The 21,320-nt window shown below is 67.7% G+C and carries 21 protein-coding genes and 1 pseudogene; 17 read left to right on the forward strand and 5 right to left on the reverse strand.

What is annotated here, in order from left to right:
• Positions 1-76 precede the first annotated feature (76 nt).
• Positions 77-826, reverse strand: a complete 750-nt coding sequence (gpmA, locus tag O0J73_RS04065) for a 2,3-diphosphoglycerate-dependent phosphoglycerate mutase (protein WP_308308070.1) — start codon at positions 824-826, stop codon at positions 77-79.
• Between the two features lie 94 nt (positions 827-920).
• Between gpmA and nfi the strand changes: the two genes are divergently transcribed.
• Positions 921-1,595, forward strand: a complete 675-nt coding sequence (nfi, locus tag O0J73_RS04070; protein ID WP_197563237.1) for a deoxyribonuclease V — start codon at positions 921-923, stop codon at positions 1,593-1,595.
• A 37-nt stretch (positions 1,596-1,632) separates the two neighbouring features.
• Here the strand turns inward: nfi and O0J73_RS04075 are convergent, their stop codons facing one another.
• Together O0J73_RS04075 and O0J73_RS04080 are read right to left on the reverse strand one after the other, a co-directional pair.
• Positions 1,633-2,613 (reverse strand): cation diffusion facilitator family transporter, encoded by a 981-nt coding sequence (locus O0J73_RS04075; protein WP_006425777.1) that lies wholly within the window; start codon positions 2,611-2,613, stop codon positions 1,633-1,635.
• A 180-nt stretch (positions 2,614-2,793) separates the two neighbouring features.
• On the reverse strand, positions 2,794-5,043 hold the full coding sequence (locus O0J73_RS04080) for a TonB-dependent siderophore receptor (RefSeq protein ID WP_197563239.1): 2,250 nt from the start codon (positions 5,041-5,043) through the stop codon (positions 2,794-2,796).
• 287 nt (positions 5,044-5,330) lie between these two features.
• On the opposite strand from O0J73_RS04080, the gene O0J73_RS04085 reads away from it, so the two are divergent.
• Positions 5,331-6,743 (forward strand): GGDEF domain-containing protein, encoded by a 1,413-nt coding sequence (locus O0J73_RS04085; RefSeq protein WP_197563241.1) that lies wholly within the window; start codon positions 5,331-5,333, stop codon positions 6,741-6,743.
• A 2-nt stretch (positions 6,744-6,745) separates the two neighbouring features.
• Here the strand turns inward: O0J73_RS04085 and O0J73_RS04090 are convergent, their stop codons facing one another.
• Positions 6,746-7,951: an MFS transporter gene (locus tag O0J73_RS04090; protein ID WP_197563243.1), complete on the reverse strand. Its 1,206-nt coding sequence runs from the start codon at positions 7,949-7,951 to the stop codon at positions 6,746-6,748.
• Between the two features lie 78 nt (positions 7,952-8,029).
• Between O0J73_RS04090 and O0J73_RS04095 the strand changes: the two genes are divergently transcribed.
• The 15 genes and pseudogenes from O0J73_RS04095 to map all read left to right on the forward strand — a co-directional run bounded on the left by O0J73_RS04095 (position 8,030) and on the right by map (position 20,630).
• Positions 8,030-8,479 carry a helix-turn-helix domain-containing protein gene (locus O0J73_RS04095; RefSeq protein WP_197563245.1) on the forward strand — a complete coding sequence of 150 codons (450 nt, stop codon included), beginning with the start codon at positions 8,030-8,032 and terminating at the stop codon, positions 8,477-8,479.
• Positions 8,480-8,552: 73 nt separating this feature from the next.
• On the forward strand, positions 8,553-9,671 hold the full coding sequence (locus tag O0J73_RS04100) for a metallophosphoesterase (RefSeq protein ID WP_197563247.1): 1,119 nt from the start codon (positions 8,553-8,555) through the stop codon (positions 9,669-9,671).
• Between the two features lie 132 nt (positions 9,672-9,803).
• Positions 9,804-10,487, forward strand: a complete 684-nt coding sequence (locus tag O0J73_RS04105) for a response regulator (protein ID WP_049456140.1) — start codon at positions 9,804-9,806, stop codon at positions 10,485-10,487.
• Positions 10,484-11,863 (forward strand): ATP-binding protein, encoded by a 1,380-nt coding sequence (locus tag O0J73_RS04110; RefSeq protein ID WP_053509417.1) that lies wholly within the window; start codon positions 10,484-10,486, stop codon positions 11,861-11,863. The genes O0J73_RS04105 and O0J73_RS04110 overlap by 4 nt, the downstream gene beginning before the upstream one ends.
• Positions 11,864-11,942: 79 nt before the next feature.
• A complete protein-coding gene (locus O0J73_RS04115) occupies positions 11,943-12,779 on the forward strand; it encodes an alpha/beta fold hydrolase (protein WP_308308071.1) in 837 nt (278 codons plus the stop codon).
• Between the two features lies 1 nt (position 12,780).
• Positions 12,781-13,140, forward strand: a complete 360-nt coding sequence (locus O0J73_RS04120; RefSeq protein WP_006425769.1) for an EamA family transporter — start codon at positions 12,781-12,783, stop codon at positions 13,138-13,140.
• Entirely contained in the window at positions 13,137-13,535 is a 399-nt protein-coding gene (locus O0J73_RS04125) for a DMT family transporter (RefSeq protein ID WP_006425768.1), read from the forward strand. The genes O0J73_RS04120 and O0J73_RS04125 overlap by 4 nt, the downstream gene beginning before the upstream one ends.
• Before the next feature lie 10 nt (positions 13,536-13,545).
• Complete coding sequence (locus tag O0J73_RS04130; RefSeq protein WP_308308072.1) at positions 13,546-14,754, forward strand: DegT/DnrJ/EryC1/StrS family aminotransferase; 1,209 nt, start codon at positions 13,546-13,548, stop codon at positions 14,752-14,754.
• Positions 14,755-14,922: 168 nt separating this feature from the next.
• Positions 14,923-15,639 (forward strand): MtnX-like HAD-IB family phosphatase, encoded by a 717-nt coding sequence (locus O0J73_RS04135; protein ID WP_008266852.1) that lies wholly within the window; start codon positions 14,923-14,925, stop codon positions 15,637-15,639.
• A gap of 65 nt (positions 15,640-15,704) precedes the next feature.
• A complete protein-coding gene (locus O0J73_RS04140) occupies positions 15,705-17,105 on the forward strand; it encodes an aminotransferase class III-fold pyridoxal phosphate-dependent enzyme (protein ID WP_006425764.1) in 1,401 nt (466 codons plus the stop codon).
• A gap of 28 nt (positions 17,106-17,133) precedes the next feature.
• Positions 17,134-18,164 (forward strand): annotated as a pseudogene (locus O0J73_RS04145) (GNAT family N-acetyltransferase).
• 3 nt (positions 18,165-18,167) lie between these two features.
• Positions 18,168-19,052 carry an arginase family protein gene (locus O0J73_RS04150; RefSeq protein WP_308308073.1) on the forward strand — a complete coding sequence of 295 codons (885 nt, stop codon included), beginning with the start codon at positions 18,168-18,170 and terminating at the stop codon, positions 19,050-19,052.
• Between the two features lie 147 nt (positions 19,053-19,199).
• The gene (locus O0J73_RS04155; protein WP_308308074.1) at positions 19,200-19,559 is read left to right on the forward strand and encodes a VOC family protein; all 360 of its coding nucleotides are present in this window, start codon (positions 19,200-19,202) and stop codon (positions 19,557-19,559) included.
• A 68-nt stretch (positions 19,560-19,627) separates the two neighbouring features.
• Positions 19,628-19,840, forward strand: a complete 213-nt coding sequence (locus O0J73_RS04160) for a ParD-like family protein (protein ID WP_006425741.1) — start codon at positions 19,628-19,630, stop codon at positions 19,838-19,840.
• A gap of 7 nt (positions 19,841-19,847) precedes the next feature.
• Positions 19,848-20,630 (forward strand): type I methionyl aminopeptidase, encoded by a 783-nt coding sequence (map, locus tag O0J73_RS04165; RefSeq protein WP_308308085.1) that lies wholly within the window; start codon positions 19,848-19,850, stop codon positions 20,628-20,630.
• Here map and O0J73_RS04170 read toward each other — a convergent pair.
• Entirely contained in the window at positions 20,627-21,241 is a 615-nt protein-coding gene (locus tag O0J73_RS04170; protein WP_197563257.1) for a LysE/ArgO family amino acid transporter, read from the reverse strand. The genes map and O0J73_RS04170 overlap by 4 nt on opposite strands.
• Between the last annotated feature and the right edge of the window lie 79 nt (positions 21,242-21,320).

Consider the following 21,320-nt stretch of genomic DNA (forward strand, 5'->3'; position numbering starts at 1 on the left):
CACAGGGCCTGCCCCTCTATCGTCGAGCATGGCTCGACTCTACAAAAACGAAGGCCGGCTTGCGCCGGCCTTCTTCTTATTTCGCCTTGCCCTGGTTGGCCACCGCTTCTGCGGCCTTGCGCGCCGCTTCCGGGTCGCCCAGGTAGCGGAACGACTTCACCGTCAGGTCGTCGTTCAACTCGAACAGCAGCGGGATACCGGTCGGGATGTTCAGCTCGAGGATTTCCTCGCGCGAGACGTTGTTGAGGTACTTGTACAACGCGCGCAGCGAGTTGCCGTGGGCGGTGACCAGCACGGTCTTGCCGTCCTTCAGCTGCGGCGCGATGGCGTCGTGCCAGTACGGCAGCACGCGGTCCAGCGTGGTCGCCAGCGATTCGGTGCCCGGCAGCGCGTTGCGGTCCAGGCCGGCGTAGCGGCGGTCATGGATCGGGTGGCCCGGATCTTCCAGTTCCATCGGCGGCGGCGGGATGTCGTACGAGCGACGCCACACCTTGACCTGCTCCTCGCCATGCTTGGCCGCAGTCTCGGCCTTGTCCAGGCCCTGCAGGCCGCCGTAATGGCGCTCATTGAGGCGCCAGGACTTGTTCACCGGCAGCCAGTCCTGTTCCATCTCGGCCAGCGCACCCTGCAGGGTGTGGATGGCGCGCTTGAGCACCGAGGTGTGGGCGACATCGAACTGCAGGCCTTCCTCGCGCATCAGGCGGCCGGCGGCGGCCGCTTCCCGGCGCCCCTGCTCGGTGAGGTCGACATCGACCCAGCCGGTGAAGCGGTTGTCCAGGTTCCACTGGCTCTGGCCATGGCGCAACAGTACGAGTTTACGGGTCACTGCAGGGTCTCCAACGCGAGGAAAGGCAGGCCGCCATTGTAGCCCCGGCCGCTGCTCACCGGGCCGTGGCGCCGCGCATGCAATGCTGTGGCCGATGAATACGATGATCGACCCCGGGCGCTGGGAAGGCAGCGTCAGCGCCGCCCGCGCGCAGCAGCTTCAGCTGGCCGGCCGGGTGGAACGCCAGGACCGCCTGCCCCGCAACGTGCGCTGGCTGGCCGGGCTGGATGTCGGCTTCGAGGAGGACGGCGCCATCACCCGCGCCGCTGCGGTATTGCTGGACGCAACGACGCTACGGCCTGTCGCGCAGGAGATCGCGCGCATTCCCACGGTGATGCCCTACATCCCCGGCCTGCTCAGCTTCCGCGAACTGCCCGCGTTGTTGGCCGCGTTGGCCTTGCTGCCGCGCACACCCGATCTGGTGTTCGTCGATGGTCACGGTATCAGCCATCCACGCCGACTGGGCGTCGCCGCGCACCTGGGCGTGGTCACCGACCTGCCGAGCATCGGCGTGGCCAAGTCGAAACTGGTGGGCCGCTTCGTCGAACCAGCCGCCGAGGCCGGTGCGCATACGCCGCTGCTGGACGGCGAGGAACAACTGGGTTGGGTACTGCGCAGCAAGGTGCGCTGCAAACCGTTGTTCGTGGCCGGCGGCCATCGGGTCAGCGCGGATACCGCGCTGGACTGGGTGCAGCGCACACTGCGTGGCTACCGCCTGCCGGAGCCGACCCGGCTGGCGGATCGGCTGGCCTCGCGCCGGGACGAATGACCGCAGCGGGCATTCCCGGCGCGGCCTTCGATTTCGATCAACGATGCACGTGGCCGCGATGGCCCTGCGCATCCTCGCCGTGGTCGTGGCCTTCATGGCCCTCGTGGTCGCCGCCCTTGGCCGGCGCCGGCTCACCACAGGCCTCGCCGCAGTGGTCCGCCTCGATCTGCAGCGTCACGTGTTCGATGCCGAAGTCATCGTGCAGGCGGCCGCCCAGTTCACGGCGCAGCGCATCGGCATCGGTGCCGTCGCGCATCACGATGTGCGCGGTCAGTGCCGGCGTGCTGGAAGCCAGCGCCCACACATGCAGGTCATGCACGTCCAGCACGGCCGCGTGGCCGGACAGGCTGTCGCGCACCTTGGCCACGTCCATGCCCTTGGGCACGCCTTCCAGCAGCACGTTGATCGCCTCGCGCATCAGCACGTAGGTGCGCGGCAGTACCCACAGGCCGATCAGCACGGCCAGGATCGGGTCGATCGGCTTCCAGCCGGTCCACTTGATCAACAACGCGCCGGCGATCACCGCCACCGAGCCCAGCATGTCCGCCCACACTTCCAGGTAGGCGCCCTTCACGTTGAGGCTCTCGCCGCTGCCGGCCTGCAGCAGGCGCATCGAGATCAGGTTGATGATGAGGCCCGCGGCGGCGATCACCAGCATGCCGGAGGAAGCGATCTCCTGCGGCTCGCGGAAACGCCCCACCGCCTCCCACAGGATGTAGGCGGCGACCACGAACAGCATCGCGCCGTTGATCATCGCGCCCAGCGCTTCCAAGCGTGCATAGCCGTAGGTGCGGCGCGCGTCCGGCGGGCGCCGGCTCAGCCGCACCGCCACCAGCGCGATCATCAGCGCCAGCGCATCGGTGGCCATGTGTGCGGCATCGGACAGCAGCGCCAGGCTGTTGGTCCAGAACGCGCCCACCACTTCGACGACGAGGAAGGTGGAGGTCAGGCCGAGCGCCCACCATAGGGGTTTCTCGTGGCGGATCTGGGATGGCAGGTGATCGTGGTCGTGGCCCATGGCAACAGCTCCTTTGCGATGGGAGGCAGGCTACGCGTGCGTGCGTAGGGAAACTATCACGGTGTTTATAACATTGCAGGCCACGCGGTCCCTCATCGGGCCGGGCCCGGCGCTACTGGAGCCCGTCCGGTGGCGCCAGTCCCGCCCCGGCGATCACAGCGGAGCGAAGTCCGCGTCCGGTCAGAATCCGAAGCGCAGGCTGGCCCAGTACGCGCGACCCGGCTCGTTGTAGGTCGCCGCACCGGCATCGCTGCTGTTGGCTTCGCGGAACAGGCGCTTGTCGGCCAGGTTGTTCACACCGAAGCCGAAGCTGACCGTCTCGGTCACCCTGTAGCGCGCGCTCACGCCCCAGATGTTGTACGCCCCGCGATCCTGCAGCGCGAGCGACGGATCGCAGGTGCCGGTGCAGCGCGGATCATTGTTGATGTTGGTGGTGGCCGGCTTCTGCCTGCCATAGAAGGTACCGGTCAGCAGCAGCGACAGCTTGTCGGTGGCCTGCCAGTCCAGCATGGTGTTGATCGTGTACTTCGGGATCACCGACAGCGGCTGGCGCGTGGTCTTGTTCTCGTTCTCCACCATGTAGGTGAAGTTGTTGCTCCACTTCAGGCGGTTGCCCTGCTCGCCCAGCAGCGGGATCACCAGGTTGCCTTCCAGCCCCTGCACGATCGCCTTCGGCGCGTTCTCCCAGCGGAAGATGCGGCCCCTGCCGTCGGCGGTCAGGCCGATCTGGTCGTAGCCGGCCTGGATCTTGTCCTTGTAGTCGTTGTGGAAGTAGGTCAGCGACGCCTGCCAGCCACTCTGCGGCGCCCACTCCACACCCAGTTCCTTGTTCAGGCTGGTTTCCGCCTTCAGGTCCGCATTGCCGCGCATGTAGCAGCCGGCCCCCAGGCTCGGCAACGCATTCGGGCAACCATTGCCGCGGGTGTAGTACAGGTAGTCCGGGTTGGACTGGTACAGGTTCGGTGCCTTGAAGGCGCGCGCGATGCCGCCCTTCACCACCCAGTCGCTGTTGATGCGGAACTGCGCGTTGAGGCTGGGGCTGGTGTTGTTGCCGAACTGGCTGTGGTGGTCGAAACGCAGGCCCGGGGTGACGATCCAGCGCTCGCCCAGGTAGATGTTGTCTTCCACGAACACCGCAGTGGTCTGCGCATCGGCTTTGCCGCGTGCACGGTCGGCCGACAGGCCGGGGAAACCGCCGCCGCTGCTGCTGGACTGGCTCATCGAGTACGGATCGGTCAGGCGGCTGTCGAGGTATTCAAAGCCCAGCGTCCAGATGTTCTCGGCGCCGCCCAGCGTGGTCGGGAAGCTCACTTCGCCATCCAGCTGGTAATTGCGCAGGCGCGAGGTCGACCAGTCGGTGCCGTTGAAGCTGCCTTCCGGGCCACCGGCCAGGCCTTCATTGATGCGCGAGTTGTTCACCGCCTCGACCGCGGCCGTGAGCCGCGAGGTCACGTCGCCCCAGCGGCCACGATGGGTGATCGCACCGGTGTTGCGGTACATGCGGTTGGTTTCCGCCTTGCCGTCGGCCAGCGCGGCCAGATCGACACCGGTCGAGGTGCCGGTGGTGCTGACGGCGCGGTCGCCGGCATAGATGTTGCCCTGGCGGCTGGTGCCGGCTTCGAACTCGACCACCTGGTCGGCGGTGAGGTCCCAGCGCAGCAGCGCGTTGATGTCACGGTTCTTGACGCCTTCGCGGCCAGCCGGCGGTACGGCATTCGGGTTGGTCGCGTACTGGCGGTTGAGGTCCAGCGAATCGGCGTCGGTCTTGTTGAGGTTGCCGTACAGCCGGAATGACAGGGTGTCGGTCATCGGGCCGCTCAGCTGCAGGCCGACGCGCTCGCTGCCGCCTTCGGCGCTGTGCTCGGGCACCAGGCCATACAGGTCAACCGCGCCGGTCAGGTCGCCGGTCGGGCGCTTGGTGATGATGTTGACCACGCCGCCGGAAGCGCCGGAACCGTAGCGGGCTGCCGCCGGTCCGCGCAGCACTTCGATGCGCTCGATCATCTCCGCGGGGACCCAATTGGTGTCGCCGCGCGTGTTGCGCTCACCGCTGCGACCCATGCGTACGGCGTCACGCGCACCGATGCGCTTGCCGTCGACCAGGATCAGGGTGTTTTCCGGGCCCATGCCGCGCAGGTCGATCTGGCGGTTGTTGCCGTACTGGCCCGAGGCGCTGTTGCCGGTCAGGTTGACGCCCGGCATGGTGCGCAGCAGTTCGGCGATGTCGTTGGCCGGCGGGCGCTTGGCGATGTCCTCGGCGGTGATGGTCGAGGTGCCCAGCGCCTGCCGCGCGATCTGCGAGGCAGTGACGTGCACCGTGTCGATATCGGTTGCGTCGGTTTCGGCCTGGGCGGTCAGGGCGCTGCCCGCCAGCAGGGCGACAACGGCGAGCGCCAGCGGGCGCGGCGAAAGTACAACGGCTCGGGACATGATCTGGACCTTCTGGCAGGGCAACGGGGCCTCTGGCAAAGGGCTTGAGGCAACGACGAGGGGGGAGGCGGAGCGTCGCTGCAGTCGCCTGCGGCCCGTTCCGTGCGCGCATTCTCCCATTAATGCGATTGATTCTCAAATGCGTTCACTCATTGCAGCAGCAGGCGCGATGTGCTTTGCGCACCGAGCAAGCCTGCATCGCGCTTAAACTGGCCGGCTCACCCGCCATCAACTGCACGCCACCGCGGCCGATACCGGTGGTTTGCCGTACGCAGCCAGAGATCGACGTGGAACCACCCCAATTGGACGATGCCAGCCAGCCGTTGGCCGAGGCGTGGCAGCATTGCCTGCAACAGGCCGGCCCGGCCGCCACCGCGCTGTTGCGCGCCGCTGCCACCGACGCCCCACCCGCGCTGGCCCAGCGCTTCTACGAAGTGCTGCTGCAGGATGCACGGGCACGCCGCTTCCTGTCCCACGAGCAGGTCAAGCAGCGCCTGCAACCGGCCATGCAGCGCTGGCTGGTGCAGTTGCTGACCACCGACGCCGCCGGCATCGCCACCACCGTGGCCTCGCAACGGGTGATCGGTGATGTGCACGCGCGGGTCGGCATTCCTGTCGACCTGGTGACCCGTGGTGCGCGCGTGCTCAAGCACGAGCTGTTCGTGCGCCTGCGCGACACTGCGCCCGACAGTGCCACCGCCTTCGCCGCCATCGACTGCCTCAGCGCGATCATGGACATCGCCATGGAAGGCATGACCCTGGCCTACACCCACGCGCGCGAACGCTCCACCCGTGCCGATGCGGCCTACCGGTTGTTCTCGCTGGTGCAGAACGTCAGCACCGAACGCGAGCGCCAGCGCGCCCTGCTGCTGGACTGGGAGAACGCCCTGCTGTACGCCCTGGCCGGCCATGTGCAGGGCAGCGACAGTGCCAGCCTGGCCAGCTCCGAGTTCGGCTTGTGGTTCACCCACAAGGGCATCCCCAGCTTCGGTGAAAGCAGCGAGACCCAGCAGGTCGGGCAGTTGATGGCGCGTATCGATGACAACCTGCAGCGCGCGAACAGCGATGCTGCACAACGCTTGGCGGTGCTGCCTGTCATCCGCGAAGACCTGGCAGCCATCCGCACGCTGATGACACTGCTGTTCGAGCGCATCGGCGAACTGGATGCCGGCAGCGACGCCCTGACCAATCTGCTCAACCGCCGCTTCCTGCCCACGGTGCTGCGCCGGGAGATCGAGCTGGCCACCCGCAACCACACGCCGTTCTCGCTGCTGCTGCTCGATCTGGATCACTTCAAGGCCATCAACGACGGCCACGGCCATGATGCCGGCGACCGCGCGTTGCAGCACGTGGCCGGCCTGCTCGGCCAGCTCACCCGCGGCAGCGATTATCTGTTCCGCTATGGCGGCGAAGAATTCGTGGTGGTGCTGGTCGCGGCCAGCGAATCGCAGGCCGAAGTGATTGCCGAAAGCCTGCGCCGGCAGATTGCACAGTCGCCGGTGGCCCTGGCCAATGGACAGGTACTGGCGCTGACCGCCAGCATCGGCGTGGCCGGCCATGACGGCCACCCGGATTACGAGCGGCTGATGGCGCGCGCCGACGCCGCGATGTACGAGGCCAAGCGCAGCGGCCGCAACCGCGTGGTGGTGGCCAGCGACGCGCTGCAGGAGGCGCCGGGACGGCGCGCATTGCAGCGGTAGCGTCAGCGCCGGACGGGCGTGTCACTCCGCAGGGGCACGCCGCGGTATGCACCACATCCCCACCACAGCAGCGCCAGCATTGCGATGCCCGCCCCCAGCAGGCACACCGCGGCCCAGCCATGCCGGGCCTGCACCCAGGGCCCGGCCGCCGCACCGATGCCGCTGCCCACCGCGTAGAACAGCATGTACAGCGCCACCAGGCGCCCATGCTGTTCAGCCGGCGCACGCAGCAGCAAGGCCTGGTTCGACACGTGCAGTGCCTGCCCACCGAGGTCGAGCACGACCACGCCCAGCAGCAGCAGGGACACTGACTGTTGAAGGCCCAGCAGCGGCCACCAGGCAAGCAGCATCAACACCAGCGCGCCAATGCTGACCCGATGGGCGAAGCCACGATCCATCCAGTGCCCCACACGCGCCGCCATCAGCGCGCCGAGCACACCGGCCAGGCCAAGGGCACCGATGGCGGCGGTCGACCAGCTCAACGGCGGTGCCGACAGTGGCAGCGGCGCCGCTGCCCAGAACACATTGAGACCGGCAAACAGCAGCAGCGCCAGCGGACCACGCTCGCGCAGCGTTCGATCCCGCCGCAGCATGCCCAGCATCGAGCGCAGCAGCGCCGACCAGCGCGGCGGTATCGCCGGCACCGGAACCGCCGGCAGCCGCCGCCACAGCACCCCTGCCAGAGCTGCCATCACCAGCGCTGAAAGCAGATAGACCGCCCGCCAGCCAGCGCTGGCCGCCACCACGCCCGATACCACGCGCGCCAGCAGCAGGCCGATGAACACTCCCCCCTGCACCACGCCCACGCTGCGACCGCGCTGCTCGGGCGGCGACAACGTGGCGGTATAGGCGATCAACCCCTGGGTCAGCGCCGTGCCCAGCAGCCCGGCCAGCAGCATGCCCGACAGCAGCCACACTGCGCTGCGTGCCGCCGCCAGCCACACCAACGCCACCACCAGTGCCATCAGCTGCAACCGCAGCAGCCGGCGGCGGTCACCGCGGTCAGCCAGTGGAAGCAGTCCGAGCAGCGCCAGCACGCTGCCAGCCTGGGTAGCGGCCAGTACCGCGCCCGCCACCGCGCGATCCAGCGCGAACGCCTGCGCCAGCTGGTCCAGCAGAGGCTGGGCGTAATAGACGTTGGCGACGCTGGCGCCTGCGGCAACGGCCAGCAGGACCAGCAGTGGTCGTGGAATGGATTCGGCCTTCATGATGTGGTTGCAAATTGAAACTTGATGCAGGCTAGCTACATTGGTTTTAAACTGCAACTACATTCGGAGATACCCGCCATGCACGCTGACAGTCCCTGCCCCGTCGCCCGCAGCGCCGACCTGTTGGGTGATCGTTGGTCGCTACTGGTGATCCGCGATGCCTTCGATGGCGTCCGCCGCTTCGGCGACTTCCAGCGCAGCCTCGGCGCGGCGCGCAACATCCTCAGCGATCGCCTGCGCAGGCTGGTCGAGGCCGGCATCCTGCAGCTGCAGCCGGCCTCCGATGGTTCGGCCTACCAGGAATATGTGCTCACCGCCGCCGGACTGGAGCTGTTCCCGCTGCTGGTCGCGCTGCGCCAATGGGGCGAGCGCCATCGCTTCGAGTCCGGCGAAGCGCATTCGCAGCTGATCGAATCGAGCACACGGCGGCCGCTGCCCTACATGCAGCCGCGTGGGCGCGATGGCCAGCCGCTGCAGGCTGCCGCCACCCGCGTGCGCAAGCTCAAGGACGATGGGCGCGTGGCCTGATCCGCCCATTCGCGCACACCACCGCACGGCCATGCCGGGTAGCATCGGGCCTTTCCGCCGCTGGATGCCGCCGATGTCGCGCTACCGCCCCTTCCTGTCGACCGCCCTGCTGCTGGCCTGCGCCACGGGAACCCTGCAGGCCCGCGAGGTCGCCGCACCGGCCGCCCATGTGGAGGCCGATGGCCCCTATGTGTTCCGCCAGGGCAACCAGCTGCAGGCCAAGTGGATCTGCACCGACAAGGTCGAGTCGCGCACGCTGGCCATTGGCGCAGCAGGTACCGATGTCGCGCCGCGCTGCGGGTACGCGCACACCGTGCACGTGGCCGCATCCACTGCGCCCTCGGTCTCCGTGCTGCCGGCGGTGCCGCGCATCGTGGCGCTGTCCGACATCCATGGCCAGTACGGTCTGCTGGTACGCCTGCTGCGCGCCAACAAGGTGATCGATGCCCAGGACCGCTGGGCCATGGGCAGGGACACCCTGGTCATCGCCGGTGATGTGTTCGACCGCGGCCCGCAGGTGACCGAAGCGTTCTGGCTGCTGTATGGCCTTCAGCAGCAGGCCGCCGCTGCCGGTGGCGCGGTGCACTTCGTGCTCGGCAACCACGAGACCATGGTGCTGTACGACGATCTGCGCTACGTCAACCCGAAGTACCTGCGCAGCGCGCAGCTGCTCGGCCGTAGCTACCCCCAGCTGTACGCCGCAGATTCGGTGATCGGCCAATGGCTGCGCACCCGCCCGGTGCTGCTGAAGATCGGTGACACCCTGTTCCTGCATGGCGGCATCTCGCCCGAGGCGGTGGCACTGGCACTGGACCCGGCGCGCACCAACGCGGCCTACCAGGCCTCGCTGGGCCTGCCCAAGGCCGAAGTGAAGGCCGACCCCGCCACCGCGCCGCTGTATGACGGCAAGACCAGCCCGATCTGGTACCGCGGCTATTTCGACGGGCGCCTCGACACGGCGGGCGTGCAGGCGGTACTGGACCGCCTGCAGCTGAAGCGCATCGTGGTTGGCCATACCTCGATGCCGCACGTCAGCAGCTTCCATGGCGACCGCGTGATCGCGATCGACAGCAGCATCAAGAACGGCGAGAACGGCGAGCTGCTGTTCATCGAAAACGGCGCACTCAGCCGTGGCCTGCTGGACGGCTCACGGGTGCCGCTGGCGCCGGGCGAACCCGGCCTGCAGGACTGAATGGCGGGACAGCGCGGCGGCGGCCGACCGTGCCGCGCTGCTCCACCTTCACCCGGTTTGCGGCTACCCTCGGCAGCCGAGAGGCCCACCCCGTCCATCCGGAGGGCCTGACCGTTACAGGAGCCCCCGCGCATGCGCGTATTGATTGCTGAAGACGACCCGGACATTGCCTCCGGCCTGTGCGCCTCGTTGCGCCGGCAGGGGCATGTGGTCGACCACGTCGACAATGGCGCGCACGCCGATGCTGCGCTGGGCTCCACCCAGTACGCGCTGCTGGTGCTGGACCTGGGCCTGCCACAACTGGATGGCCGCGACGTGCTGCAGCGCCTGCGCCAGCGCGGTGATGGCCTGGCGGTACTGGTGGTGACCGCGCGCGATGGCCTGGCCGAGCGCGTGCGCGTGCTCGACCTCGGTGCCGATGACTATCTGGTCAAGCCGTTCGCGCTGGACGAATTCGAAGCGCGCGTGCGTGCGCAGCTGCGCCGGGTCACCAGCAATGGCAATCCGGACCTGCGCATCGGCCGCCTGCGCCTGGACCTGGCCGGTCACCGGGTGTGGATCGATGACCAGTCGCTGGAACTGACCGCGCGGGAGTTCGGCCTGCTGTCGGCACTGGCGGTACGCGCCGAGCGCATCGTCTCGCGCGCGCAGCTGGTGGAGGCGCTGTGCGACTGGGGCCAGGACCTGACCGACAACGGCCTGGACATCGCCCTGCACCGCCTGCGCCGCAAGCTGCAGCCGGGCGGCATGGGTATCCGCACCGTGCGTGGGCTGGGCTACATGCTGGAAGACGGGCAGGACGACAGCGCCCCGTGATCAGCGGACCGCCCAGCCTGCGCCGGCGCCTGCTCGCCTTCCTGGCGTTGCCGATGCTGGGCCTGCTCATCTTCAATACGATCCTGGCCTATTACGTTGCGCTGGACTATTCCAACCGTATCCACGACCGCAACCTGATCGACGATACGCATTCATTCGCGCAGATGCTGAGCACCATGCCGGTGACCAGCGACCTGTCACCGCAGGCGCGCTTCCTGATCGAATACGATCCCGACGGCCATCGCTATTTCAACGTCGACAGCAGCCGCAAGGGCACCCTCAGCGGCAACGCCGACTTCAGCCCATACGCGCCGTCGCAGGACTGCGCGGGCGTGCATCCGGCGCTGTATGACGGCAATCTCAACGGCCAGCAGGTGCGCATGGCCACCGTCTGCACCCAGGCGATGAATGATCCGCAGGACCAGCTGGCGGTGACCGTCGCCGAAAGCATGGCCGACCGCCGCCAGCGCGCGCGCGAGATCCTGATGATCATCATCCCGCTGATGACCATGCTGGCGCTGGGCACCGCCGCCCTGGTCTGGTTCGGCGTGACCTACGGCCTGCGCATCCTGACCCCGCTGAGGACCCGCCTGGCACAGCGCCGCGGCGAACTGGCGCCGATTTCCGATGCCGACGTGCCGGAAGAGATCCAGCCGCTGATCAGCACCATCGACGATCTGTTCGCACGCCAGGCCGAGATGATCACCCTGCAGAACCGCTTCATCGCCGATGCCGCCCACCAGCTGCGTTCGCCGCTGGCCGGCATGGCCCTGCACGTGGACCAGGCGCTGGCGCATGGCGACCCGGACACCGTGCGCGAGGCCCTGCAGCACATCCGCCGGCTCAACCAGCGCACCGCCCGGGTCAGCACCCAGCTGCTGGCGCTGAGCCGGGCGCAGACCGTGCCGGACACGGTGGAAGCGCTGGACCTGTGCGAACTGGTCCCGCAATGGGTCGGCATGCGCGTGCCGGAGGCGATCCGCGATGGCATCGACCTCGGCTACCGCGGCAGCAGCCAGCCGCTGCGCGTGCTCGGCAACGGTGCCATGCTGCAGGAGGCGCTGGACAACCTGATCGACAACGCCCTGCGCTATGCCGGCCGTGATGCCACCGTCACGGTCGGCGTGCACGCGCTGGATGACAATGACGTCGAACTATATGTGGAAGACAACGGCCCCGGCGTGCCCGAGGACGTGATGCCCCGGCTTGGCGAACGCTTCTTCCGTGCCCCCGGCACCGCCGCCAGCGGCACTGGGCTGGGGCTGGCCATCGCCCATGAGGCCGTGGAGCACTTCGGCGGCCGCCTGGCCTTCCTCAACCGGCCCGGCGGCGGGCTGAAGGTGGCCATCACGCTGCCGCTGCTGAAGGCCCCCTGACCCGGCCCGGGGCGTTGAAAGGCTGGTGAAAATCGCGCTTGCGATCCTGCCATCCCCACTGCCGTCCCGGAGCCGCCAGGTGACCGAATCGCACGACTTCTTCCTCCCCGGTGGCCCGCAGGGCGTGCTGCTGGTGCATGGCCTGACCGGCACCCCGGCGGAAATGCGCATGCTGGGCAAGGGCCTGAACAACGCCGGCTTCACCGTGCACGGCGTACAGCTGCCCGGCCATTGCGGCACTGTGGATGACCTGCTGGCGACCACCTGGGAGCAGTGGTACCAGGGCGTGGAAGATGCGGCGGCCACTCTGCGTGGCAAGGTCGACCAGCTGTTCGTCGGTGGCCTGTCGATGGGCGCGGTGCTGTCGCTGGCACTGGCCGCGCGCCGCCCCGAGTGGGTGTCCGGCGTCGGCGTGTACGGCGCCACCTTCCGCTACGACGGCTGGAACATCCCGGCCGTGGCCCGCCTGTCGTTCCTGCTGCCGTGGTTCAAGCGCTTCAACATCGGTCGCGACCGCATGTTCATGGAGGAGCCGCCGTACGGCCTGCGTGACGAACGCCTGCGCGCGCAGGTCAGCGCCGCCATGCTGTCCGGCGACAGCGCCGCCGCCGGCCTGCCGGGCAACCCCTGGCATGCCCTGGCCGAAATGCGTGCACTGAGCCACTGGACCCGCCGCCACCTGCACCAGGTGACCGCACCCTGCCTGGTGATGCACGCCCGTGAGGATGATGTGGCCAGCATGGGCAATGCCGAACTGGTGATGTCGCGGGTCAGCGGCCCGAAGGAACTGGTGGTACTGGAAGACAGTTACCACATGATCACCATCGACCGCGAACGCCGCGACGTCATCCGCCGCAGCGCGCGCTTCTTCACCGAGATCGGTGAACGCAGCGGCGTGCTCAAGGCGGTGGCCTGAGATGGGGGCACTCGCCACCCTGCTGTGGCTGGCCAACGTCGTGCTCGATACCGGTGGCCAGCTCGCCTTCAAGGCTGCGGCCAGCGACCCGCAGGACGGCGAAGGACTGCAACGCTGGAAACACATGCTCAGCCGCCCCTGGCTGTGGATCGGCATCGCCTGCTATGTGCTTGAGTTCGTCGCCTGGATCGCCTTCCTGTCACTGGTACCGCTGTCCAAGGGCGTGCTGCTGGGCTCGATCAACATCGTGGCGCTGATGATCGCCGGCCGCTTCCTGTTCCGCGAGAAGCTCACGCCGCTGCGGGTCACCGGCATGCTGCTGGTCACTGCGGGCGTGGCGGTGGTGGGGGCCGGCTCATGAGGCGCCTGTATGTGATCGGTTTCCCGCTGCTGATGGCCTTCGACACGCTGGCCCAGCTGTGCTTCAAGTATGCCGGCGATGCCGCGCTGCCGGTCGAGGCCAACAGCGCGTGGCTGCTGCGCGTGCTGTCGCAGCCGTGGGTGTACGGCGCCATCCTCGGCTACATCGGTGCGTTCTTCACCTGGATGAGCCTGCTGCGCCATGCGCCGATCGGCCCTGCGTTCGCCGCTTCGCACCTGGAAGTGATCAGCGTGCTGCTGCTGTCGGCCTGGCTGTTGAACGAGCCGCTGACCCTGCATCACCTGGTCGGTGCGGTACTGATCGTGGCCGGTATCGTCTGCCTGGGCCGTGCCGAAGCAGACGACCCGCACAGCCCCGCCGAAAGCACCGCATGAGCGCGTTGCGATGAGCCTGTTCGCGCGCGAACTGCCACCGACCGCAGGCCTGCCGATGCAGGCCAGCGACTTTCTTCCCGGTGGTGGCGACCTGCGCGCGATCCTGGCCAACCAGCTGGGCACACCGCCGCTGCAGCTGACCTGCTCCGGTACCCACGCGCTGCTGATTGCACTGCGCACCCTGCGCAAGCGCGCGCCCAAGCGCGACACCGTGATCCTGCCGGCCTACACCTGCCCGCTGGTGCCGATCGCGGTGCACAGCCTGGGCCTGCGCGTGCAGCTGTGCGATACCCGCCACGGCCACTTCGACTTCGATCCCGGCCAGCTCAAACGGCTGGCCGATGCGCGCACGCTGGCGATCCTGCCGACCCACCTGGGTGGCCGCATCGCCGACGTCGAGCTGGCCTGCGAGATTGCACGCGGCGCGGGTGCCTGGGTCATCGAGGATGCCGCGCAGGCACTGGGTGCCCGGATCGGCAACAGCAGTGTCGGACTGCGCGGCGATATCGGTTTCTTCAGCCTGGCCGCTGGCAAGGGACTGAGCCTGCACGAAGGCGGCCTGCTGGTCAGCCGTGACGACGAGCTGCGTGCCGCGCTGGCAGGACATGCTGCCGAACAGGTGCGTTCCAGCCTGCGCTGGGAGCTGCTGCGCAGCGTGCAGCTGCTCGGCCTGGCGGCCTGCTACCGACCTTCGCTGCTGTCGCTGGTATACGGCAATCCACTGCGCAGCGCGCTGCAGCGTGGCGACCTGGAAGAAGCGGTCGGTGACATTTTCCCGCTGCAGATTCCACAGCACCGGGTCAGCCAGTGGCGGCAGAACATCGGTGCCCATGCCGCGCGGCGATTGCCGGCCTTCCTGCAGGCCGGGCGCCTGCGCGCGTTGCAGCTGCGCGTGCAGCTGGCCCAGCTGCCGGCGGTGGAGGTGGTCGATGGCCTCGCTGGTACCGGTGGCACCTGGCCGATGCTGATGCTGCTGCTGCCCAGCCAACGTGCCCGCGATGCCGCACTGAAAAACCTGTGGCCGCGCGGCCTCGGCGCAAGCCGCATGTTCATCCATGCGCTGCCCGACTACGCCTACCTGCGCGGCATCGTACCGGCGACCGACGTGCCCAACGCACGCGACTTCGCCGCACGCATGCTGACTCTCGGCAACAGCGCCTGGCAGACCCGTGAAGAGACCTCGGAAATCCTGCGGGCGCTGGCTGATGCCCAAGCGTGAAAGCCGCTCCTCCCGGGCGTTTCGCGCATTCAGCAACATCACTTCCTGAACGCTTTCCCCACCTGGAAATGAAGGCTTTCAACAGGAAAGGAACGAGAAAGGCGGCCTGCCTACATTGAGCCTGCCCCGGCACCGTGCCGGACGCCTTTCCCATCGACGGACCTGCCCATGCACTGGAGCATCCTGTGTGACTTCGACGGCACCATCAGCCTCGAAGATGTCATCGACTCGCTGCTGGAGAAGTACGGCCAGCCGGGCTGGCAGGAACTGGAAGAACAGTGGAAGTCGGGAAAGATCGGCTCGCGTGAATGCATGCAGGGCCAGGTGCGGCTGCTGAAGCTGGACCCCGCCACGCTTGATGCGCACCTGGACCAGGTGCAGATCGATCCGGGCTTCGCTGCCTTCGTCGCCCGCGCCGAGCAGCTGGGCCTGCCGCTGCGCATCGTCAGCGACGGCCTGGACTATGCGATCCACCGCATCCTCGCCAACCACGGCCTGTCGCGACTGCCGGTAGTGGCCAACCACCTGCGCTGGTGCGAAGACCACTGGGAACTGGAATCACCCTACCAGTCCGAAGGGTGCCGCAGCGGCACCTGCAAGTGCACCTGTGCTGCGCAGGCACGTGCCAACGAAGCACCGCGCGTGCTGATGATCGGCGACGGCAGCTCGGACTTCTGCGTGTCGGAGGATGCCGACTTCGTGTTTGCCAAGCGCCGCCTGATCACCCATTGCACCCATGCCGGCATCGAACATGCCGCGATCGATACCTTCCACGATGCCATCGCGCTGTTGCCGCGCCTGCTTGATGGCAGCCTGCTGCAGCCGCGTCGCATCGACGCCAGCCCGCAGCCCACCGCACTGCCCCTGCTGCTGGCCACCGCCTGAGCACTTCCTTCCAGCCCCGCTCCCCCGTTGCCCCCTTTCGAACGTCCTTCACGGAACCGAACTGCATGAACATTTTTGACAAGAATGCCGATGCCGCTGCCTCCGATGCGCAGCTGCTGGCCGACGAAGCCCGCTACAGCTCCTTCGGCGACACCGTCCACTACGTCGACCCGCCGAAGATCTTCCAGCGCGGCGAAGGCAGCTACATGTTCGACGGTGCGGGCGTGCCCTACCTCGACCTGCAGATGTGGTACTCGGCCTGCAACTTCGGCTACAGCAACAAGCGCCTGAACGATGCGCTGAAGGACCAGATCGACACCCTGCCGCAGGTCGCCAGCCAGTACCTGCACCCGACCCGCGTGCAGCTGGCCAAGACCATTGCCGTGGACATGCACGAGAAGTTCGGCCTCGACGGCCGCGTGCACTTCAATGTCGGCGGCGCGCAGGCCATCGAAGACTCGCTGAAGATCGTGCGCAACGCGCGCGGTGGCAAGAGCCTGATGTTCGCCTTCGAAGGCGGCTACCACGGCCGCACCCTGGGTGCCTCGTCGATCACTTCCAGCTACCGCTACCGCCGCCGCTACGGTCATTTCGGCGAGCGCGCGATGTTCATCCCGTTCCCGTACCCCTTCCGTCGCCCGAAGGGCATGACCCCGGACGAGTATTCCGACCACTGCGTGTGGCAGTTCGAGCGCCTGTTCGAAAGCGAATACAACGGCGTGTGGGATCCCAAGGTCGGCCAGGCCGAGTACGCCGCGTTCTACGTCGAGCCGATCCAGGGCACCGGCGGCTACGTGATTCCGCCGCGCAACTTCTTCACCGGCCTCAAGCGCGTGCTGGATAAGTACGGCATCCTGATGGTGGTCGATGAAATCCAGATGGGCTTCTGGCGCACCGGCAAGCTGTGGTCGATCGAGCACTTCGGCGTGACCCCGGACGTGCTGGTGTTCGGCAAGGCGCTGACCAACGGCCTGAACCCGCTGTCGGGCCTGTGGGCGCGCGAAGAGCTGATCAACCCGACCGTGTTCCCGCCGGGCTCCACCCACTCCACCTTCAACTCCAACCCGCTGGGCACCCGCCTGGGCCTGGAAGTGCTGAAGCTGGGCAAGGAGATGGACTACGAGCGCACCGTGCCGGAAAAGGGCGCGTACTTCCTCGACGGCCTGCGTGGCCTGCAGAAGCGCCACCCGGAAATCGGCGACGTCGACGGCCTGGGCCTGGCCCTGCGTGCGGAAATCTGCCAGACCGACGGCTACACGCCGAACAAGGAACTGCTGGACCGCATGGTCGACATCGGCCTGGCCGGTGACCTGCTGCACGACGGCAAGCGCATGGGCCTCGTGCTCGACGTGGGTGGCTGGTACAAGAACGTGATCACCTTCGCGCCGTCGCTGGACATCAGCTACGAAGAGATCGACCTGGCGATCACCCTGCTCGACCAGGCGCTGACCAAGGCCAAGGGCTGAGGTCGATGCGCTGCCGGTTCCCGTGCCGATGGAGATGACGTCACGTGCGTCCAGCACTGCGCTGGAACCGGCCGCGCTGCTGGAGAGCTTCCTGGCCCACCCGCCGCTCGGATTCGAGGCAGGCCGCTGGACCTGACCACCACGATGGACGACGCGCTGCGCGGCAAGCTGCTTGGCCTGCCGCTGTCGCGCCTGTGGCGGCCCTGGATCACCTGGCAGACCCGCTTCGTCGGTGCCACCAGCACCGAGTACACCCCGCTGCCGGCGCACGTCGCGCCGGAGGCGCTGGCCGAGGACGTGACGCGTCACGCGATCGGCGATACCCGGCTGCTGGTGGTCAAGGACCTGGCGATCGATTCGCCGCTGCTGGACGACGCCGCCAATGCACACAGCGGTGCCTTCCTGCAGGCGCTGCTTGCGCGTGGCTTCGTCGAACTGGAAGGCATGCCGCTGGCCTGGGTGGCGATCGATTTCGATTCGCTCGACGGCTATCTCGGCCGCCTGTCGTCTTCGCGTCGCAAGAACATCCGGCGCAAGCTGCGCTCGCGCGATGACCTGCAGATCGACTGCATCGCCAGCGGTGATCCGGCGCTGGCGGACCCGCAGCTGCAGGCCGAGCTGTATGCCCTTTACCTGGGCGTATATGCGCAGAGCGCGGTGCATTTCGACCAGCTCGACCTGCCCTACTTCCAGCACCTGCTGGCCGACAGCCAGGGCCAGGGGCGGATGTTCCTGTACCGCCACCAGGGCCAGCTGATCGGCTGGAACCTGTGCTACGTGCACGCCGGCAAGCTGGTGGACAAGTACATCGGCCTGGCCTACCCGCAGTCGCGCGAGCACAACCTGTACGCGGTCAGCTGGATGCACAACCTCGAATACGCGCTGCAGCACGGCCTGAGCCATTACGTGGCCGGCTGGACCGACTCGCGGATCAAGGCCGAACTGGGTGCGAGCTTCACTTCCACCCGGCATGCGATCCACGCGCGCTCACCGCTGCTGCGTGCCGCCCTGCGCAGGCTGGCGCCGCATCTGCAGGGCGAGCCTGATGGAGGCGGTTGAACGATGCCGTCGCGTTCCGCGCTGATCCTGGACCTGGATGGTGGCGTGCTGCCGCTGCCCCAGGCACAGACCCTGGCCCTGCCGCAGTGGCACGATCCGCTGCGCTTTGCCTGCAGCAATGCCACGCTGGACCGCTTCGCCGCCGACGTGCTGGCCCCGCTGCCGGCCCAGCTCGGCACGGTCATGCTCGGCAGTGGCGACTTCCATCACCTCAGCCTGCCGCTGCTGCGGCGCATGCGCGCGCAGGCACCGTTCCAGCTGGTGGTGCTGGACAACCACCCGGACAACATGCGCTTCCCGTTCGGCATGCACTGCGGATCGTGGGTGAACGCTGCCAGCAAGCTGCCGCAGATCGCGCACATCCACGTACTGGGCATCACCTCCAGTGACATCGGCCTTGGCCATGCCTGGGAGAATCACTGGCGTCCGCTGCTGGGCGGCCGCCTGACCTACTGGTGCATGGACGTGGACGTGAGCTGGGGCCACCGCCTGGGCATGGGCCACGCCTTCCGCCGTTTCGAACACCCCGAGGCACTGGTGGCGGCGTTCGCCGCCGAACAGGCCAAGTCGCCGCAACCCACCTACCTGTCCATCGACAAGGATGTGTTTGCCGAGGACGTGGCCCGCAGCAACTGGGATCAGGGCCGTTTCCAGCTGGAAGACGCGCTGGTGGTGATCGAGGCACTGCGCGCCGGCGGCCTGGTCGGCAGTGACATCACCGGCGAAGTATCGCTGGCCAACTACCGCAGCCGGTTCAAGCGCTGGCTGTCGTCGCTGGATGGCCAGCCCGACATCCCTGCCGACGATCTTCCCGTATGGCAGGCGCGGCACCAGCAGGTGAACCGCGAACTGCTGGCAGCGATGGCCGCGGTGCCGACCGCCTGCTGACCGCTTGCGGTCGCGCCGGCTGCTGGCCGGCGTGGCTTCGGTAGTGCCGGCCGCTGGCCGGCAATGCCAACCAAGGTTGGCATCTACCAGACCAATGCCGGCCAACGCCCGGCACTACACTGGATGCCTGCCCCCGGAGCCGCTGCCATGCCCCAGACCGTCATCCCGCAACTGCGCATGCGCCATGCCGACACCAGCCTGCCGTTCTACGTGCAGGGGCTGGGCTTCGTGGTCGACTGGGAACACCGCTTCGAACCCGGCTTCCCGCTGTTCGCCCAGCTCACCCGCGACGGCCAGACGATCTTCCTCACCGAACACAGCGGCGACTGCGAAGTCGGCGGCGCGGTGTACTTCATCGTCGAGGATGTAAACGCCCTGCACCGCGCCTTCAGTGCCGCAGGCGTCCCCATCGAGCAGCCGCCGCATGACACCGAATGGGGCAGCCGCGAGATGCTGCTGCGCGACCCCGACGGCAACCGCCTGCGCTTCGCTACCCACGCAGACTGAACCACGGCGGCTTGAGCTGGATATACGAAACGTATACGCTTCGTATATCCACTCAACCAGGACCGTCCATGGGCATCGTCAACATCGATGACACCCTGCACGACCAGCTGCGCCGTGCCTGCACCGTCTCCAGCCGCTCGATCAATGCCCAGGCCAACTTCTGGATCCGGGTCGGCATGCTGTGCGAGATGAACCCCACGCTGAGCTTCCAGGACATCGTCGCCAGCGAACTGCGCGCGGCCGGCGTGCAGCCACAGGCGCTGGCGCCCGGGCGCGCCTGACATGGCGATGATCAAGCAGCCTCACGAAATCGCACTGATGGCCGAATCCGGGCGCCTGCTGGCGCAGGTGTTCGCCGCGCTCGACCGGCTGCCGCTGCAGGGCCGCAGCACCATGGAAATCAACGATTTCGTCGAGCGCATGATCGTCGATGAACTCCATGCGCGGCCGGCCAGCAAGGGCCAGTACGGCTTCCCGTACGTGCTCAACACCTCGATCGACAACGTGATCTGCCACGGCGTGCCCAGCACTGCCGACGTGCTGCGCAACGGCCAGATCGTCAACCTCGACATCACCCTGGAGAAGAACGGCTACATCGCCGACTCCAGCACCACCTACCTGGTCGGTGAGGTCGACTACCCCGCACGCCGCCTGGTGCAGACCACCTACCAGGCGATGTGGAAAGGCATCGCCGCAGTGCGACCCGGCGCACGGCTGGGCGACATCGGCCACGCCATCGCCCGCCACGCGCGCAGCCATGGCTACAGCGTGGTGAAGGAATACTGCGGCCACGGCATCGGCCAGGAGATGCACGAGGAACCGCAGATCCTGCACTACGGTCATCCGAACACCGGCATGACACTGGAAGAAGGCATGGTGTTCACCATCGAACCGATGCTCAACCAGGGCAAGCCAGCCATCCGCCAGCAACCGGACGAATGGCCGGTGTATACGCGCGACGGCAAGCTGTCGGCGCAGTTCGAACACACCGTGGCGGTCACCGCCAGCGGCGTGCGCGTGCTCACCCTGCGCCCTGGCGAAACGCCGTTGTGTGCGGTGGAAGCGGCCTAGAGCGGGCGCAACAGCAGCAGCGTGGCGAGGCAGAACATGAAGACCGCCACGCCTGCGTCCAGCACACGCCACGCAGCCGGCCTGCGGAACACCGGCTGCAGGATGCGCGCGCCATACCCCAACGTGCAGAACCAGGCCACGCTGGCAACGCAGGCACCGGCGGCGAAGGCCCAGCGCAGATCACCCGGGTAACGCGTGGACAGGCTGCCCAGCAGCACGACGGTATCCAGATAGACGTGCGGGTTGAGCAGGGTGAAGGCCAGGCAGGTCATCAGCACCTGCCGTCCACTGCCGCCCTGCGCCTCGGCGGCGGCCAGTGCGCTGCCACCGCGCCACGCGCGCAGCCCGGCCTGCAGGCCGTACCAGAGCAGGAATGCCGCGCCACCGAAGCGCAGCACCTGCAGCAGCAGCGGCCACTGCAGCACCAGCGCGCCCATCCCGCCCACGCCGGCCAGGATCAGCGCGATGTCCGCGCCGGCACAGGCCAGCACTACCCTCCCCACATGGCGCTGCTGCAGGCCCTGGCGCAGTACGAAGGCGTTCTGCGCACCGATGGCGATGATCAGGCCGGCACCTGCGAACAGGCCGGCGGCGGTAGCGGCAATCCACATCAGGGGCGGGCCAAGCAGTGAAGGGACGCGCAGGGTGCGGCCAACGGTCCTGTTAAGACAATCTGCTTTTTCTTTATCC

The organism is Stenotrophomonas sp. Sm6012 (assembly GCF_030985895.1).
GTDB lineage: Bacteria > Pseudomonadota > Gammaproteobacteria > Xanthomonadales > Xanthomonadaceae > Stenotrophomonas > Stenotrophomonas forensis.